Origin of the sequence: Sutcliffiella rhizosphaerae (genome assembly GCF_917563925.1) — a bacterium.
Classification (GTDB): domain Bacteria; phylum Bacillota; class Bacilli; order Bacillales; family Bacillaceae_I; genus Sutcliffiella_A; species Sutcliffiella_A rhizosphaerae.
Window position 1 is genome coordinate 13,309 of record NZ_CAKJTJ010000037.1, and the last position, 17,826, is coordinate 31,134.

The 17,826-nt window shown below is 38.3% G+C and carries 18 protein-coding genes and 1 pseudogene; 18 read left to right on the top strand and 1 reads right to left on the bottom strand.

Annotated features, from left to right (window positions below; translation table 11 throughout):
* Positions 1 to 641: 641 nt before the first annotated feature.
* From accB to spo0A, 14 genes are all read left to right on the top strand, one after another.
* A complete protein-coding gene (accB, locus tag LRP81_RS19800; protein ID WP_230504373.1) occupies positions 642 to 1,151 on the top strand; it encodes an acetyl-CoA carboxylase biotin carboxyl carrier protein in 510 nt (169 codons plus the stop codon).
* Positions 1,152 to 1,167: 16 nt separating this feature from the next.
* Entirely contained in the window at positions 1,168 to 2,520 is a 1,353-nt protein-coding gene (gene accC / locus LRP81_RS19805) for an acetyl-CoA carboxylase biotin carboxylase subunit (protein WP_230504375.1), read from the top strand.
* 21 nt (positions 2,521 to 2,541) lie between these two features.
* Entirely contained in the window at positions 2,542 to 2,946 is a 405-nt protein-coding gene (locus LRP81_RS19810) for an Asp23/Gls24 family envelope stress response protein (RefSeq protein WP_230504377.1), read from the top strand.
* A gap of 325 nt (positions 2,947 to 3,271) precedes the next feature.
* A complete protein-coding gene (nusB, locus tag LRP81_RS19815; RefSeq protein ID WP_230504379.1) occupies positions 3,272 to 3,667 on the top strand; it encodes a transcription antitermination factor NusB in 396 nt (131 codons plus the stop codon).
* A 32-nt stretch (positions 3,668 to 3,699) separates the two neighbouring features.
* Positions 3,700 to 4,575 (top strand): bifunctional methylenetetrahydrofolate dehydrogenase/methenyltetrahydrofolate cyclohydrolase FolD, encoded by an 876-nt coding sequence (folD, locus tag LRP81_RS19820; protein ID WP_230504381.1) that lies wholly within the window; start codon positions 3,700 to 3,702, stop codon positions 4,573 to 4,575.
* A 93-nt stretch (positions 4,576 to 4,668) separates the two neighbouring features.
* Positions 4,669 to 6,015, top strand: coding sequence for an exodeoxyribonuclease VII large subunit (gene xseA / locus LRP81_RS19825; protein WP_230504383.1), 1,347 nt, complete (start codon positions 4,669 to 4,671; stop codon positions 6,013 to 6,015).
* A complete protein-coding gene (locus LRP81_RS19830; RefSeq protein WP_317987104.1) occupies positions 6,015 to 6,251 on the top strand; it encodes an exodeoxyribonuclease VII small subunit in 237 nt (78 codons plus the stop codon). Before xseA ends, LRP81_RS19830 begins: the two co-directional genes overlap by 1 nt.
* 12 nt (positions 6,252 to 6,263) lie before the next feature.
* On the top strand, positions 6,264 to 7,148 hold the full coding sequence (locus tag LRP81_RS19835) for a polyprenyl synthetase family protein (RefSeq protein WP_230504411.1): 885 nt from the start codon (positions 6,264 to 6,266) through the stop codon (positions 7,146 to 7,148).
* A gap of 338 nt (positions 7,149 to 7,486) precedes the next feature.
* Positions 7,487 to 9,379 carry a 1-deoxy-D-xylulose-5-phosphate synthase gene (gene dxs, locus LRP81_RS19840; RefSeq protein WP_230504385.1) on the top strand — a complete coding sequence of 631 codons (1,893 nt, stop codon included), beginning with the start codon at positions 7,487 to 7,489 and terminating at the stop codon, positions 9,377 to 9,379.
* A gap of 4 nt (positions 9,380 to 9,383) precedes the next feature.
* Positions 9,384 to 10,220, top strand: a complete 837-nt coding sequence (locus LRP81_RS19845; RefSeq protein WP_230504413.1) for a TlyA family RNA methyltransferase — start codon at positions 9,384 to 9,386, stop codon at positions 10,218 to 10,220.
* 98 nt (positions 10,221 to 10,318) lie between these two features.
* A complete protein-coding gene (ahrC, locus tag LRP81_RS19850) occupies positions 10,319 to 10,768 on the top strand; it encodes a transcriptional regulator AhrC/ArgR (RefSeq protein WP_230504387.1) in 450 nt (149 codons plus the stop codon).
* A gap of 21 nt (positions 10,769 to 10,789) precedes the next feature.
* Positions 10,790 to 12,496 carry a DNA repair protein RecN gene (gene recN / locus LRP81_RS19855; protein WP_230504389.1) on the top strand — a complete coding sequence of 569 codons (1,707 nt, stop codon included), beginning with the start codon at positions 10,790 to 10,792 and terminating at the stop codon, positions 12,494 to 12,496.
* A gap of 394 nt (positions 12,497 to 12,890) precedes the next feature.
* Complete coding sequence (gene spoIVB, locus LRP81_RS19860; RefSeq protein ID WP_230504391.1) at positions 12,891 to 14,177, top strand: SpoIVB peptidase; 1,287 nt, start codon at positions 12,891 to 12,893, stop codon at positions 14,175 to 14,177.
* 261 nt (positions 14,178 to 14,438) lie between these two features.
* Complete coding sequence (spo0A, locus tag LRP81_RS19865) at positions 14,439 to 15,233, top strand: sporulation transcription factor Spo0A (RefSeq protein WP_230504394.1); 795 nt, start codon at positions 14,439 to 14,441, stop codon at positions 15,231 to 15,233.
* 66 nt (positions 15,234 to 15,299) lie between these two features.
* Here the strand turns inward: spo0A and LRP81_RS19870 are convergent, their stop codons facing one another.
* Complete coding sequence (locus LRP81_RS19870; RefSeq protein ID WP_230504396.1) at positions 15,300 to 15,452, bottom strand: YycC family protein; 153 nt, start codon at positions 15,450 to 15,452, stop codon at positions 15,300 to 15,302.
* Positions 15,453 to 15,556: 104 nt separating this feature from the next.
* Between LRP81_RS19870 and LRP81_RS19875 the strand changes: the two genes are divergently transcribed.
* From LRP81_RS19875 to LRP81_RS23400, 4 genes and pseudogenes are all read left to right on the top strand, one after another.
* On the top strand, positions 15,557 to 16,276 hold the full coding sequence (locus LRP81_RS19875; RefSeq protein WP_230504398.1) for a glycerophosphodiester phosphodiesterase: 720 nt from the start codon (positions 15,557 to 15,559) through the stop codon (positions 16,274 to 16,276).
* Positions 16,277 to 16,530: 254 nt separating this feature from the next.
* Positions 16,531 to 16,701 (top strand): hypothetical protein, encoded by a 171-nt coding sequence (locus LRP81_RS19880; RefSeq protein WP_230504400.1) that lies wholly within the window; start codon positions 16,531 to 16,533, stop codon positions 16,699 to 16,701.
* 15 nt (positions 16,702 to 16,716) lie between these two features.
* Positions 16,717 to 16,869, top strand: a complete 153-nt coding sequence (locus LRP81_RS19885; RefSeq protein WP_230504402.1) for a hypothetical protein — start codon at positions 16,717 to 16,719, stop codon at positions 16,867 to 16,869.
* Positions 16,863 to 17,774, top strand: a pseudogene (locus LRP81_RS23400) (reverse transcriptase domain-containing protein). Before LRP81_RS19885 ends, LRP81_RS23400 begins: the two are co-directional and overlap by 7 nt.
* The last annotated feature ends 52 nt before the right edge of the window (positions 17,775 to 17,826 follow it).

Genomic DNA, 17,826 nt, shown 5'->3' on the forward strand with positions numbered 1-17,826 from the left:
TCTGGTAAGAGTTCAAGGTAGTAATCAATGGACTCTTCTCCTTTATAAACAGCCATGGCTATTCCGTAATCCTTTTGAATATGCTCGTAGGCAGGTGGGTAGGTGGCAGCCGTCTGAGTAATGCTTGCAACACTTGGATGTTTAACGAATGTTTTCTTTCCTTTACAACTATCAATGGCATCAATTCCTTTCTTTTGAAAAGTAATCCGACATTTTCACCTATATTCCTTTTAACAAATTATAAGGTTTCAGAAACTTTCTGAGAGTGCTAAAATATTCTTGGTTCGTTAACAAAAATATAGTATGGTGGAAATTCCTATATCAAAAGACAATAATAGTCTAGCACCCATCACTTTGAAATTGTATTCATATATTAACAATAATAATAGTTCATGCAATTAGAAGCAGTACATTCGGCAAATCCTTCAGTACCCTTTTATGGTTGGCGGTAACCAAATACTTCCTATCAATTTTAACAAATCACCCGTCTCACCAGTGTTTTTATTTAGCACCAGATAATAACATCTATTACTATTTTAAAAGTTGAATTTCTATTGCTTGTATCGTATGATGAATATGAACTATTTTGTACATAATTACAAAAAATAGCATAAGAAAATAACCTGAGGAGTGAAAGATCGATGTTAAAGATTCAAGAAATAAGAGAAATAATCAAGTTGATTGACCAGTCCAATATAGATGAATTCACGTATGAAAATGAAGGTTCAAAAATTAGTTTGAAAAAGCACAATGAACAAACAGTTGTAAACGCTCAACCAGCTACGCCAGTAGTACAGGTGCCAACTTTGTCACAACAACAATCAGCACCAGCGCCTGTGACACAAACTCAAGTTGCTCCACAAAGTGACGCGACACCAGTTCAAGAAGCTCCAAAACAGGAAGATGCAAACCTACATAAAGTTACATCTCCAATGGTAGGTACGTTTTATTCTTCTCCTTCCCCTGACGCTGATGTATATGTGAAAGCAGGGGACAAAGTTTCTGAAAGTTCGGTTGTATGTATAGTGGAAGCTATGAAGCTATTCAATGAAATTGAAGCTGAAGTGAAGGGCGAAATAGTAGAGGTATTGGTGGAAAATGGCCAGTTAGTGGAATATGGTCAACCTTTATTCCTTGTAAAAACAGTATAAGGAGGGGGAGACATTGATGATTAAAAAATTATTGATTGCGAATAGAGGCGAAATTGCAGTGCGAATTATTCGTGCTTGCAAAGAATTGGATATCGAAACGGTAGCGATTTATTCAGAAGCGGATAAAGAGTCCCTTCATGTACAACTTGCTGATGAAGCGTATTGTGTTGGACCTACTGCTTCCAAGGATAGCTATTTAAATTTTACCAACGTTATCAGTGTAGCAAAATTAACCGGTTCTGATGCCATTCACCCGGGCTATGGATTTTTAGCAGAGAATTCCGATTTTGCTGAACTATGTAGAGAATGCAATATTACGTTCGTAGGGCCGAGTCCTGAGGCGATAAGTAAGATGGGTACGAAAGATGTAGCAAGGGAAACGATGAGACAAGCGAATGTTCCAATAGTACCTGGTTCACAAGGAATCATTGAGAATATTGATGATGGAATGTCTATTGCTAACGATATCGGATATCCAGTTATTATTAAAGCAACTGCCGGTGGTGGCGGGAAAGGTATCCGTGTGGCAAGAAATGAAGAGGAATTGAAAAAGGGCATTTCCATCACACAACAGGAAGCTTCAACAGCTTTTGGAAACCCAGGAGTTTATCTGGAAAAATTCATTGAAGATTTCCGTCACGTAGAGATTCAAGTTCTTGCTGATAGTCACGGAAACACGATTCATCTAGGTGAACGTGATTGTTCGATCCAAAGACGTTTGCAAAAGCTTGTAGAAGAGACTCCATCACCAGTATTGGATGAAGAAACTCGCGCTAAGATGGGTGACGCTGCTGTAAAAGCGGCAGAAGCGGTGGACTACACAGGTGCTGGTACGATAGAATTTATATATGACTATCAAAATAAAACGTTCTATTTTATGGAAATGAATACAAGAATCCAAGTGGAACATCCAGTAACAGAAATGGTAACAGGTGTGGACTTAATCAAAGAACAGATTCAAGTTGCAGCAGGAGAAAGATTATCCATTAGCCAAGAAGAGGTTGTTTTTAATGGGTGGTCAATCGAGTGCCGTATCAATGCGGAGAATCCTGAAAAGAATTTCATGCCATCACCAGGGAAAATTGACATGTACCTTCCTCCAGGTGGATTGGGAGTACGGGTGGATTCAGCCGTTTATCCGGGTTACACTATCCCTCCTTATTATGATTCCATGGTTGCCAAATTGATAACATATGGAGCGACAAGAGAAGAAGCGGTTTCGAGAATGAAACGTGCACTAAGTGAATTTGTTATTGAAGGTGTACATACGACGATACCGTTCCATTTAAAGTTAATGGACCACGAAAAGTTTAAGGATGGGGATTTTAATACTAAATTTCTTGAGAAATATGATGTCATGAATTCCTAATTTCTTGAAGGAGGTTATATTATGAGCGAAAGAAACTTATTAGAAATGGAGAATAATAATTCTCTTGGGAAAGTGGAAATTGCGCCAGAAGTAATTGAGGTAATTGCTGGTATTGCTGCTTCTGAAGTGGACGGTGTATCGCAAATGCGTGGAAACTTTGCTGCCGGTGTAGCTGAAAGACTTGGGAAAAAAAATCATGGAAAAGGTGTGAAAGTAGACCTTTCTGAAGAAGGAATTAAAGTAGATGTTTTCTGTGTTATGCAGTTTGGCATCTCTATTCCAACTGTTGCACAAAAAGTACAGGATAATATTCGCCAAGCATTGTTGAATATGACTGCACTTGAAGTGGAAGAAGTCAATATCCATGTGGTTGGTGTTCAGTTTGAAACACAAAAGAATGAAGTGGAAGTTGAACAGGAAATTTAATTTTCCCTTAGAACTTGTAGGCACTCTCAACAATTGAGTGCCTACATTTTTTGTTTTATCATTTCAACTTGTTTTAATGCTTTCTATTAGGTAAAATTTAATTCGCTTTCTATTTCCTATAAAAGAATAATGATAAGTAATATCGGATATGATGATAACGCTCCCCCAGCGTGTAATGAAAACGCTTAAATCCGAACGTTTCAAAGTGAATTAAAAAGTTTTGTTTGTTTTTTAGTGGAATATCGATTAAAAACAATGTGTTTTTAGAAAAAAATGTGCTATTATCTTTTTATACTAATTAAAGGCACGATAAGGAGACCAATTAATGAAAAGAAGTAAAGCAAGAGAAAAGGCATTACAGGCGGTTTTCCAAATGGATTTAAGTGATATCTCGGCAGAAGAGGCTATCATAAATGTACTGGAAGATGGAGAAAAAACGGATGATTTCTTACAAGATGTAGTAAACGGTACGAAAGAACATCAAGCGGAAATTGATACCATACTAAAAAACCATCTCGAGAAATGGTCACTTGATCGATTGGGTACTATTGATCGTACCATTTTACGAATAGCTACATATGAAATGAAGTATGTAGAAGATATACCTTTAAATGTTAGTATGAATGAAGCTATTGAACTGGCCAAAGTATTTGGCGATGACAAATCAAGCTCATTTATCAATGCTGTATTATCTAAGGTGAAAACATCGTTAGAAAAATAAACCAAGGTTACTGTGATAAGGGGGAGCTATCTATGGCAGCAATCATCGTTTCGGGAAAAGATCTTGCCTCTGAGAAAAGAGCAACTATTAAACAAAAGGTCCATAAGCTACATACGGAAACAAGTATCCAACCTAGTTTGGCAGTTATTTTAGTAGGGGATGACCCTGCCTCTCAATCATATGTGAAGGCGAAGCAAAAAGCATGTGAAGAAGCTGGAATTAAGAGTATTTTGGAAAAGTATCCTAGCACCATTACTCAAAAAGAATTGCTGGAACGTATAACGTTTTTCAATAATGATGCTTCTGTACATGGAATATTAGTTCAATTGCCTCTGCCGCGACATATCGATGAGTTGGCAGTAATTGAATACATTTCTCCAAATAAGGATGTAGACGGATTTCACCCTGTTAATGTTGGAAAAATGATGATTAATCAAAAGGCTTTTCTCCCTTGTACGCCTTATGGAATAGTTGAAATGATTAAATCATTGAATATATCCATTTCCGGAAAACATGTAGTGGTAATTGGTCGAAGTAATATAGTTGGGAAGCCAGTTGGCCAATTGTTATTAAATGAAGATGCTACCGTAACATATTGTCATTCAAAAACGAAAGACCTTGCTTCTATAACGAAACAGGCGGACATATTGATTGCTGCTGTAGGGCGCCCGAAACTAATTGGACCTGATTATGTCAAAGAAGGTGCCATTGTCATTGACGTCGGAGTGAATCGCCTTGAAACTGGAAAACTTTGTGGTGATGTTAATTTTGATCAGGTAAAAGAAAAGGCGAGTTACATTACACCCGTTCCTGGGGGAGTAGGTCCGATGACCATTACAATGCTTCTCCAAAATACGTTGGAATCTGCTCAAAATGAAGCAAGTCAAAACAAGACGTTTTCTTGTTAATATGGTATGTTTAAAGATGGAAAGAACATTTGGTTCTTCCGTCTTTTTTCATGTGAAATATGATGAGCAATCTTATAAAAAGGAGTAACTTTAATGAGTGAACAAAGATACTTAACGGTTACTGCCCTAACCAAATACATAAAACGAAAATTTGATGTGGATCCACATATGAAGGATGTATGGTTAAAGGGAGAAATCTCCAACTTTAAACAGCATAGCCGCGGACATATGTACTTTACCTTGAAAGATCAGAACGCCCGCCTGCAAGTCGTAATGTTTTCGGGACAAAATAAAAACCTTGCTTTTAAGCCACAAGAAGGTATGAAGGTGCTAGTTCGTGGTGAAGTTACAGTATATGAAGCAAGTGGTTCTTATCAGATGTACATAAAAGAAATGCAGCCCGATGGAGTGGGTAGCTTATTTTTAGCTTATGAAGAATTAAAAAAGAAACTTGCCGGAGAAGGGTTATTTTCACCTGAAGTTAAAAAACCACTTCCTAAGTATCCACATGCTGTTGGTGTAATAACTTCTCCAACAGGTGCAGCAGTGAGAGATATCATAACAACATTGAAAAGGCGCTATCCACTAACGAAAATTATTGTGATTCCTGCATTAGTCCAAGGGACGAATGCTGCACCTTCAATCGTTAAGGCTATACAAAAAGCCCATGAACTGCCAGGAATAGACGTCCTTATAGTGGGACGTGGTGGTGGGTCGATAGAAGAGCTATGGGCGTTTAATGAAGAAGTTGTCGCAAGGGAGATATTTGCTGCTAAACTCCCCATTATATCTGCTGTTGGACATGAAACGGATTTTACAATTGCGGATTTTGTGGCAGACATGCGTGCACCCACCCCAACCGCAGCAGCCGAACTAGCTGTTCCCAATATTCATGAGCTAATGGAGCGTCTCACAGATCGAACATTCCGGTTACATCGATCGTCTAATAAGTTGATGCGACATTATAAGGACAGGCTCATGACCTTACAAAAATCCTATGCATTTAGGTTTCCTAAAAATCTTTATGCGCAAAAGCAGCAAGATTTGGATCGGTTGCTAGATAATTTGGATGCAGCAATGAAACGGATGGTCGAAAAAAAGCAAGGGAAATTAGAGCAGCTAGCTGGGTTTCTTTTACGAAATCATCCTAAAAAACAATGGGAACTTGAAAAGGCAAATTTAGAACAAAGGACAAAGCTGCTTACACAACTCATGCAGCAAGCACTGAAACAAAAGCAATGGGAGTTTCAAAACAAGTTGGCAAAAATAGATGCATTGAGTCCGCTGAAGATTATGAACAGAGGATACAGTCTAGTATATCAAGAAGATGGAACGATAATTAAACAGGTGAAACAAGCCAAAAAGGGAGATACAATCCAAGTTCACTTGCAAGACGGCCAGTTAGATTGTGAAATACAAGCTGTAAAGGAGAGGACATAATGAGTGTGAAAAAAGAAATTTCTTTTGAAAAAGCAATGCAAGAGCTAGAAACAATAGTAGGAAAGCTTGAAGAAGGAGATGTACCATTGGAAGAGGCCATTTCCTTTTATAAAGAAGGCATGAAACTCTCCAAACTATGCCATGATAAACTGACTAATGTAGAACAAGAAATGGAACAAATTTTAAAAGACAATGGAGAATTGGAGTCATTCTCTGTACAGGAGGATGAAAATTAATTGTCACAGGTAATGGATTTACAAACTTTTATGCAAGAAAGAAAAAAGCTTGTGGAAGATGCTCTTTTTACTCATATTGCGAAAATAGATGCCCCGCCAGTGTTGTTGGACTCTATGAGGTACTCGATTTCAGCAGGTGGTAAGAGGCTTCGTCCGTTATTGGTCTTGGCTACGCTAAAATCATACGGGAAATCGGAGCAAATAGGTGTCCCTGTTGCGTGTGCAATTGAGATGATTCATACCTATTCTTTGATTCATGACGACCTCCCAAGTATGGATAATGATGATTATAGGCGAGGGAAACCTACCAATCATAAGGTTTTTGGGGAAGACATGGCGATATTGGCTGGTGATGCATTACTTACATACAGTTTTGAAATAATGCAACAACTGTTAAACGAAGGAGTAGAGCCAATAAAAGTAGTGACTTTAATAAAAGAGCTGGCGAAAGCAGCTGGTCCAACAGGAATGGTTGGGGGACAGGTGGCAGATATGGAGGGCGAGGGCAAAAAACTTTCTCTTCAAGAGCTAGAATACATACATCGTAATAAGACAGGTAAATTATTAGGATTTAGTATAATTTCTGGTGCTATCCTCGCAGGTGCCTCAGAAGAGGAAATCGCAACGCTGGAATTGTTTACGGATCATTTAGGTCTAGCATTCCAAATACGTGACGATATACTTGATATCGAGGGCGAAGTTGAGAAAATCGGCAAACCGGTAGGATCAGATACCCTCAATGATAAGGTAACCTATCCTGCTCTTCTAACGATGGAGGGTGCGAAAGGAAAATTGGCCTTTCATATCGAAGAAGCGAAAAGGTTGCTATCACAACTTCCTTTAGAAGCAGACCTATTAAATCAGCTATGTGACCATATTGCTAGAAGGGACCATTAATCGACAATTATCCGAGCGAAAATTGAGCATTCCCTTAAATTGTGTTATGATAAATGATACTAATAGATGCTGAGTAGTGGCTTCCTCCTTATGTGGAGGATAATTATAAGTTATTACCACATCTACCTTATATTTTGGTATCGACGGAGTAAAAGTCTATAATGGAACAAAAGCTTATAAATATTGGGAAGTAATCAATGCATTGTAATATGGGATTATAGCTATCGCCGTTATCACACCTGTGTTAGCGGCTATTTTTAAATATGGATTAAAAAAATCAATGGTCCCATCAGTCGAAAGATGAAAGAGAAAATAGCAAGGAAAGAGAGTGATCCCTCTTGGATCTTACAAAGATTAAAAATCCGCAGTTCTTAAAGAAAATGTCCATTCCGGAATTAGAGAGCTTAAGTGAAGATATTCGCCATTTTTTAATTGAGCAATTATCCACGTCTGGAGGGCATATTGGGCCAAATCTTGGCGTAGTTGAACTTACTATTGCTCTTCATAAAGTGTTTGATAGCCCAAAGGATAAATTTTTATGGGATGTCGGACACCAGGCATATGTTCATAAAATCTTGACAGGAAGAGCCTGTGATTTTGATACATTGCGTAAATATAAGGGTCTATGTGGGTTTCCAAAACGTAATGAAAGTGAACATGATGTTTGGGAAACTGGGCATTCCTCAACCTCTCTTTCCGGTGCGATGGGAATGGCGGCGGCCCGTGATATAAAAGGAACAGATGAATATGTTATTCCTATTATCGGAGATGGAGCTTTAACTGGCGGAATGGCACTTGAGGCACTAAACCATATCGGACATGAAAAAAAGGACATGATCGTCATCTTAAATGATAATGAAATGTCTATTGCCCCAAATGTAGGAGCCTTACATAGTGCGCTAGGTAGAATGCGTACAGCTGGTAAGTACAACTGGGTAAAGGATGAATTAGAAGTATTACTGAAAAAAATTCCGGCAGTTGGTGGAAAATTAGCTTCAACTGCTGAACGAATCAAAGACAGTCTGAAATATTTAGTTGTTAGTGGGATGTTTTTCGAGGAGCTTGGTTTTACCTATTTAGGACCTATTGATGGCCATAATTATCACGAGCTTATTGAAAACCTAAAATACGCTAAAAAAACGGAAGGCCCAGTTCTAATTCATGTCGTCACGAAAAAAGGAAAAGGTTATCAACCTGCCGAGCTTGATACAATCGGTACGTGGCATGGTACTGGACCATATAAAATCGAAACTGGTGATTTCCTTAAGCCTGTCGGTGGTCCACCTGCATGGAGTAGTGTAATCAGTGAAACGGTCCGTAAACTTGCTAGGGAAGATGAGCGAGTTGTAGCAATAACTCCAGCAATGCCAGTAGGATCCAAGTTGGAGGAATTCGCAAAAGAATTTCCTGATCGAATGTTCGATGTCGGAATTGCTGAACAGCATGCTGTCACCATGGCTGCAGGGCTAGCAACTCAAGAAATGAAGCCGTTTTTAGCCATCTACTCAACGTTTCTGCAAAGAGGATATGATCAAGTGGTTCACGATGTTTGTCGCCAGAACTTAAATGTATTCTTCGGAATTGATCGTTCAGGACTTGTAGGAGAAGATGGTGAAACACATCAAGGAGTATTTGATATCGCTTTTTTAAGACATCTTCCAAACATGGTGCTGATGATGCCGAAGGATGAAAATGAAGGTCAACATTTAGTAAATACTGCTCTTCAATATGATGATGGTCCGATTGCCATTAGATATCCAAGAGGAAATGGACTTGGTGTAAAAATGGATGAAGAGCTTCAGTTAATTCCTATTGGATCTTGGGAAGTGTTAAAAGATGGTACAGATACTGTCATCTTGACCTTTGGTACGACAATTGGTATGTCACTAGAGGCAGCTGATTATTTGAAAAAAGAAAATCTCAACGTACAAGTGGTTAATGCCCGCTTTATTAAGCCGATGGATGAGGCAATGCTGCATGATTTATTCAAATCAGGCATTCCAATCATTACAGTAGAAGAAGCTGTGTTACAGGGTGGATTCGGTAGTGCTGTTTTGGAATTTGCTAGTGATCATGGATATACAAATCGAATTGTGCGAATGGGAATTCCTGACCGCTTTATTGAACATGGAAGTGTGAAGGAACTTATGCAAGAAATTGATTTGACAAAAGAAAAAATTATAGAAAATGTTAAGCTTATTACAGCAAGAAGAAAACAAAAAAGGGCATAAAAACATGGCGAAAAAAGAAAGACTAGATGTGCTCCTCGTAGAGAGGGGATTAATAGAAACAAGAGAAAAAGCGAAACGCTCAATCATGGCTGGACTTGTTTATTCAAATGAACAAAGATTAGACAAGCCGGGAGAGAAAATAGCTATAGATGCCCCGTTAATGATAAAGGGTAATCTGATCCCTTATGTGAGCCGCGGGGGATTAAAGTTAGAGAAAGCACTAAAAGTGTTTGATTTGGACGTAAAAGGAAAAATAGTGCTGGATATCGGTGCCTCCACTGGAGGTTTTACCGATTGTGCCTTACAAAATGGTGCCAAGCTCAGTTATGCTTTGGATGTAGGTTATAATCAACTTGCTTGGAAGTTACGTCAAGATGATCGTGTTGTTGTGATGGAACGAACTAATTTCCGATATGTAACAGCTGTTGATTTGGCAGAAGGGATGCCAGAGTTTGCGAGTATTGATGTTTCTTTTATTTCTTTAAGGTTAATCCTTCCTGTATTAAAAACATTGATTATACCTGGTGGCCATGTTGTGGCTTTAGTGAAACCACAATTTGAAGCGGGCAAAGATCAAGTGGGGAAAAAGGGAATTGTACGTGACCCTAAGACCCATCAGTCAGTTATGGAAAGCATCATAGATTTCAGTTTGAAAGAAGGCTTTGATGTGATGGATGGCTCCTTTTCACCTATTACTGGGGGAGAAGGTAATATTGAATTTTTACTTCATTTGAAATGGGATCCAAAAGATGAGGGAATAGGAAAGAGCCATTTAAAAGTCCCGGTCTCAGAGCTAATTTCAGAAGCGCACCAACAACTAAAGTCTGAAAAACGGGAATAACTATGATGAATGGTTGTTCCTTTTTTCCTGTTTAGGTGGGCTAATCATTCTTACATATCATCAATATTCAAAAATTCTATAAAATAAGGGGTGTCAGCATGACAAAGGGGCAAAGACATATAAAAATAAGGGAATTAATAACCAACAATGAAATAGAAACTCAAGATGAACTGGTAGATCGCTTAAAAAATCTAGGATTTAATGTGACGCAAGCAACAGTATCCAGAGATATTAAAGAATTGCATCTTGTTAAGGTTCCTCTGCTTGATGGTAGATATAAATATAGCCTCCCAGCTGATCAACGATTCAATCCACTCCAGAAACTTAAACGATCGTTGATGGATGCATTTGTAAAAATAGATGTGGCTGGACATATGATTGTGATGAAAACTATGCCTGGAAACGCAAATGCAATTGGGGTTCTAATTGACAACTTGGATTGGCAGGAAATACTGGGAACCATCTGTGGAGATGATACATGTTTGATCATTTGCCGTACTCCTGAGGAAGCAAACGGCTTATCAGACAAATTTATAAATATGTTATAAATCACAAGAGGGTGTGATGAAATGATTGCAGAATTGACAATCAAAAATTTCGCTATTATTGAATCTCTTTCTATCTCGTTTGAGAAAGGACTAACTGTACTTACAGGGGAGACAGGGGCAGGGAAGTCGATTATTATCGATGCTATCCATTTACTTGCTGGTGGCAGAGGGTCCCATGAATTCGTCCGGTTTGGTGAAAAACGTGCCGAGTTGGAAGGGTTATTTTTGTTAGAAGAAGAAGGACACCCTGCCTATCACGTGTGCAAAGAACTTGGAATTGATATTGAAGACGAAATGATTGTTCTTCGTAGGGAAATTCATGCTTCTGGGAAAAGTGTTTGTCGTGTAAATGGGAAGCTTGTTACTATCGCATTGTTACGTGAAGTTGGACAAACACTTGTCGATATCCATGGTCAACATGAACACCAAGAACTAATGAATGCCGACCTCCATCTTTCTTTACTTGATCAATTTGGTGGGAAAGTAATACAAAAAGAGCTTCAATCTTACTTAGGTATTTACAATACGTATAAGGATGTTGAAAAACGACTGTTGGAATTGACCGAAAATGAACAAAAGGTTGCACATAGGTTGGATTTGCTGCAATTTCAAGCAGAAGAAATCAGTAAAGCTGAATTAAATATTAATGAAGAAGAAAAATTATTAGAGGAAAGAAATAAAATCAGTAATTATGAACGACTGTATCAATCCTTGAATAATTGCTACTATTCTCTTCATGGGGAACAAAAAGGATTAGATTGGATTGGACAAGCGATGTCCGAATCAGAAGATCTTGATGATATCGATAAAAATTTAAAGGATGTAAATGAGACAATCTCTAATGCTTACTATCAACTAGAAGAGCTTTCGTATAGAATCAGGGATGAAATAGATCAATTGGAGTTTGATCCAAATCGCCTTGACTATATTGAAGGAAGATTGAATGAAATGAAACAACTGAAGCGAAAATACGGTAGTACTGTAGGTGAAATAATGGAGTATGGGGCAAAAATAGAAGAGGAACTTGAAACCCTTCAGAATAGGGATTCACATATTCATCAGCTACAGGAATCTTTACAGTCGTTACGGGAAGATCTTATTCTTGAAGCGAAAACGTTGACAGAAGCTCGTCGCAAGGCTGCAGAACAACTCATGAAAAGCATACATAAAGAACTGAAAGATCTTTATTTGGAGAAAGCCATCTTTGACGTTAATATGGATATTCGGAAGGATAAAGGGACAGATGAAGTCCTGTTTGGGAAAAACGGAGTGGATGTGGTGGAGTTTTATTTGACAACCAACCCAGGGGAGCCATTAAAACCGATGGCTAAAGTTGCTTCAGGTGGGGAACTCTCTCGAATCATGCTCGCATTAAAAAGCATCTTTTCCAAACATCAGGGAATTACATCCATTATTTTTGATGAAGTAGACACAGGGGTAAGTGGAAGGGTAGCACAGGCGATAGCGGAAAAAATCTATCAAGTGTCTGTTGATTCCCAAGTGATGTGTATTTCCCATCTCCCACAAGTAGCTGCAATGTCAGATACACATCTCTTTATCAGTAAAGAAGTTACAGAAGATCGCACAAAAACAAAAGTGCGCGAGCTAGATAAAAATGAAAAGATTCGTGAAATTGGCCGTATGATTTCTGGTGTTGAAATTACTTCTTTAACAAAAGAGCATGCACGTGAGCTATTAGAAATTGCAGGAGCATTAAAGCAAAGTTGAACCGTAGCATGATAGATGCTGCGGTTTTTCTTTTGTATTTGCTTTGGATACTTGTGTAGTTTTAATGTTAATGCTTTTTAAGTAAAAATATTGGATTTATTATTGGTTTTTACAATAATATCCAATTAGCATTCTGAATTTACTTTTAGTCCATACGGAAATAGCTAAGTGCTCTCACTTTTCATAATACGTTTAATATTACAAGACGAGAATTTAATGTGAGTTATACACCAAATGCTATTCAGTTCTTTATATACTTACAGAAATCTAACAAAACTATCCATAATGTGTAGCTTTTTTATTGAATCCATTGTTATAAATGTGGCCGGACAAGGCAAAATTATATAATGTAGCCATGAATGGTGTGGGATAGGAGCGAGGAGAGTGAAAATGTTTGAGAGAAGATATAGTTAGAAAATTTGTTGGTGTATTTCTCCTTGTTTCAATCATGGTATTATGCGTAAGTCAACCATTTAAAGAGTATGTCCAAATTCCGAATAAGATAACATTATTTGAAGGACAAGGATTACATTTTCCATCTTCCATCCCGGTTACTGCCAAGGTGAAAGAGTCTTCATCATCGCTTGGAATAGTAAAAACCGAGAAAACGTTAGGATTTAATGGCAAACAATCCGGTGCAGATAAGGTTGTTTTGCAACTTGCGGGAATTCCTATTAAGCAAGTGAATGTGGATGTAATTCCTGAGTATTACGTATATCCTGGAGGCCAATCCATTGGGGTGAAATTGAATACCTTAGGTGTATTAGTAGTCGGTCATCACCAAGTAGATACGGATGCAGGAAAACAATCACCTGGAGAACTAGCTGGAATTCAAGTTGGTGACATTATTACAAAGATTAATGGAAAGAAAATTGAACAAATGAGTGATGTTGCTCCATTTGTTCAAGAGTCTGGAAAAACAGGACAGCCTCTAGATGTTGTTATTTCAAGAGAAGATAATACCATCAAAACAAAACTTATTCCTCTTAAAGATAAAGAAGACAGCTCATTTAGAATCGGTCTTTATATTAGAGACTCTGCAGCAGGTATCGGTACAATGACCTTTTATGACCCCATTACAATGAAATATGGTGCGTTAGGGCACGTTATATCTGATATGGATACAAAAAAGCCCATTATTGTTCAAGATGGACAGATTGTCAGGTCTACCGTTACTTCTATTGATAAGGGTAGTAATGGTGTTCCGGGAGAAAAGTTAGCTAGATTCTCCAATGATCGCTCAGCAATCGGTGATATTTCCAGAAACAGCCCATTTGGAATTTTTGGAACACTTCATAAGGACATTGATAATGGGATAATGGATAAAAAGTTACCAATTGCCTTATCTTCTGAGGTGAAAGAAGGACCGGCAAAAATCTTAACAGTGGTTGATGGTGACAAAGTTGAAGAATTTGATGTTGAAGTAATTAGTAGCATTCCTCAAAAGTTTCCAGCAACGAAAGGAATGGTCATTAAAATTACTGACAGTGATCTTTTAGACAAAACAGGCGGAATTGTTCAAGGAATGAGCGGAAGTCCGATAATTCAAAATGGTAAAGTTATTGGTGCTGTCACGCACGTATTTGTCAATGATCCCACGAGTGGTTATGGGGTGCATATTGAGTGGATGTTAAATGAGGCTGGCATAGACATTTATCAAAATGAAGAGAAAGTGGGCTGAAATAAGCTCGCTTTTTTTTATTGTTTAAGATATGATAATTAATAAAGATTTTTCGACAAAATATACATATTATGTAAAAATGTGCGTATTTAGTCGAAAAACGGAGTATTCTGGAGAAATGAAGAGATAATATATAAATTTTTAGGTTTTTTCATTTTTTTAGAGGAAAAGTTATTGCATTGTCGAATTTAACATTTAGAATAAAATATAGGCTTCATGATTTTTTAAACGAGTATAGGGACTGAGGAGGAAACTAGTTATATGAAAATCAAAGTGTGTATCGTGGATGACAATCGCGAATTAGTGGGATTATTGGAAGAGTACATTTCAGCGCAAGAGGACATGGAAGTCGTCGGAGTAGCTCATAATGGTCAAGAATGTCTTCAGTTGCTTCAAGATAAAAATCCAGATGTTTTGGTGTTAGATATTATTATGCCGCACCTTGATGGCCTGGGAGTTCTAGAAAAGATGCGTTCTTTAAACTTGAATAAATCACCGAATGTGATCATGCTTACTGCATTTGGTCAGGAAGATGTCACGAAAAAAGCGGTGGATCTTGGTGCATCCTATTTTATTTTGAAGCCGTTTGATATGGAAAATCTTGTTAGTAATATACGCCAGGTTAGTGGAAAAGCATCTCCAATTCTTAAAAGAACAGGTTCTTCATCCCAAGTGTTTTCCTCCAGCCATGAACCTAAAGGGAAAAACCTGGATGCAAATATTACAAGTATTATTCATGAAATAGGGGTTCCTGCACATATTAAAGGGTACCTATACTTACGTGAAGCGATATCCATGGTTTACAACGATATTGAATTGTTAGGATCTATTACGAAAGTGCTTTATCCTGATATTGCAAAAAAATACAATACAACTGCCAGCAGAGTAGAACGTGCGATTCGTCATGCCATCGAAGTTGCATGGTCTCGTGGTAATATAGATAGTATATCTTCTCTTTTTGGTTACACAGTTTCTATGTCCAAAGCGAAACCAACGAATTCAGAGTTTATCGCAATGGTTGCTGATAAACTCCGCTTAGAGCACAGAGCTTCATGAAAGGGTAAGGAATAATACAAAATCAAAACCCAACACGATTATTCGTGTTGGGTTTACATATGAAAATTACGCTTTATTTTCATTTGCTTCTTTTCGTTCAAGCTCAACTAGCTTCTGAATTAATATGTGTTGCGGTAAGTGCATAACCTGCTCCAGCGGGATATTCAATGCTTCTGCAAGTTTTAGTGCAGTATCAGCTGATATTTGAAGTGGTCTCAATTCATTCACCTCACTTAATTGATTAAAATTTTACTAAATAATACGTTTGTTGACAATTTTTTCTGACAAAAATTGATGATTTTCTAAAATTAGAAGGTGATATTATGACAAAAATTTTTGGTCACCGCGGTTCAGCAGGTACACATCCTGAAAATACGATGATTAGCTTTCAACAGGCATTCTGTGATGGAGCTGATGGAATTGAACTGGACGTTCAGCTTAGTAAAGACGGCATTCCTGTAGTTATACACGATGAAAAGGTAGACAGAACCACCGACGGAAAAGGGTTGGTTAAAGACTTTACATTAAAAGAACTTAAACAACTAAATGCTGTGTATAAATTTAAAAAATTATATTCACATGCGGAAATCCCGACATTAGAAGAAGTGTTAGATTGGGCTGCAAGAAAGCAGACTCTCGTTAATATTGAACTAAAAAACAGTATCATCCCTTACTCTGGGATGGAAGAAAAAGTACTAGAACTAATACTCAAATATGATGTGGAGAATCTAGTTATATTTTCAAGCTTTAATCATTTTTCGATTGCCCGTCTACATACCCTATCTCCCTCTATTGAGAAAGCAGTGTTATATATGGAGGGAATAAATAAGCCTTGGGATTACACGAAGTGGGTCGGTGCCCAAGGGATTCATCCATATATTAAAGCTGCAACACCAACCATTATTCAACGTTCAAAAGAAAATGGCGTTCCAGTCAGACCGTTTACGGTAAATGATGAAAAAACAATGCTCCGACTTTTCAAAGCAGAATGTGCGGGATTCTTTACTGATTATCCAAAAAGAGCCGTTCTAATTAAACAATAAGGAAGCGCCAAAAATGCGTTTCCTTTATTAATTTGCGCCCGGCATGGGTGCAATCTATAGGGTGCAAGTCCGAACTGTGAAGACAGAAGTAACAGTTAGCTTAACGCAAGGGTGTCCATGGTGACGTGGAATCTGAAGGAAGCGGGCGGCAAACTTCCGGTCTGAGGAACACGAACTTCATAGAAGACTAGGTATCATTGGATGAGTTTGCATTACAAAACAAAGTCCTTTTTGTCAAAGGTGATACAGAGTAAATGAAGCAGATAGGTGGAAGGAAAGATTGCATTCTTACCCGGGGAGGTCTGACTGATACGCAAAGCACACTTGGTAACCTGTCTAGCGATAGACAGTTGAACAGTCAAAAGTCAGCAGAAGTCATAGTACCTTACTTACCCGAGAAAGTAAGGGAAGGACTGAACAATTAAAGATGAACGAGAACTATGCGTACAATCCCTTGTGCAGAAGAAGACAATCTCTTAGGAGACCTACTTGGAAGAGGAAGTGGTGAATCCCATGGGGGATTTCAAGAGGGTGGAGCAAGAATAACACTAATAGACCTCTTGTTCGCGTGGAAAGGAAATATCTTATGTTAATGGATAGGTTACTGTCACGTGAAAACTTGATAGAAGCACTCAAACGTGTGGAGAGAAACAAAGGAAGTCACGGGATTGATAAAATGTCCGTAAAATCCCTACGAAGACATATCGTTGATAACTGGGACTCTCTCTGTCAATCGCTAAGGAATGGTACCTATAAACCGAGTCCTGTCCGTCGAGTCGAAATCCCGAAACCGAACGACGGAATCCGTTTACTAGGAATACCTACTATGACAGACCGATTCATTCAACAGGCAATCGCTCAAATACTGACTCCAATCTTTGACCCTGCATTCTCCGAGCATAGTTATGGCTTCCGACCGAATAGAAGGGGACATGATGCCGTGCGAAAAGCAAAAGGATTCATGAAAGAAGGAAACAGGTGGGTGGTTGATATAGACTTCGAGAAATTCTTTGACAAAGTAAATCATGACAAGTTAATGGGGATACTGGCTTCCAAAGTGAAAGACCGGACGGTCCTAAAGCTAATCAGAAGTATCTTCAAGCTGGAATTATGATTAATGGTGTCGTCCATGAAATAGAAGTTCTAAACCAATCCTAATGGAAATGAGAATAGCGAAGTTAAACAATACCTTGTAGGATGGTGCAGCTACTTCGCCCTCGCAGATACACCGAGCATATTCAAAGAATTTGATGAATGGATAAGAAGACGACTAAGGATGATTGTATGGAAGGAATGGAAGAAACCGAAGACCTGAGTGAGGAAGTTAATAGGTTTAGGAGTCCACCCAGCCAAAGCATACGAGTGGGGTAACTCTAGGAAGAAATATTGGAGAATATCTCACAGTCCAATCTTACACAAAACCCTTGGAAACTCCTATTGGAGTTCCCAAGGGCTCAAAAGTCTATATGCAAGATATCATAGTTTACGTCAACTTTAATTGAACCGCCATATACCGAAAGGTACGTACGGTGGTGTGAGAGGTCGGGGGG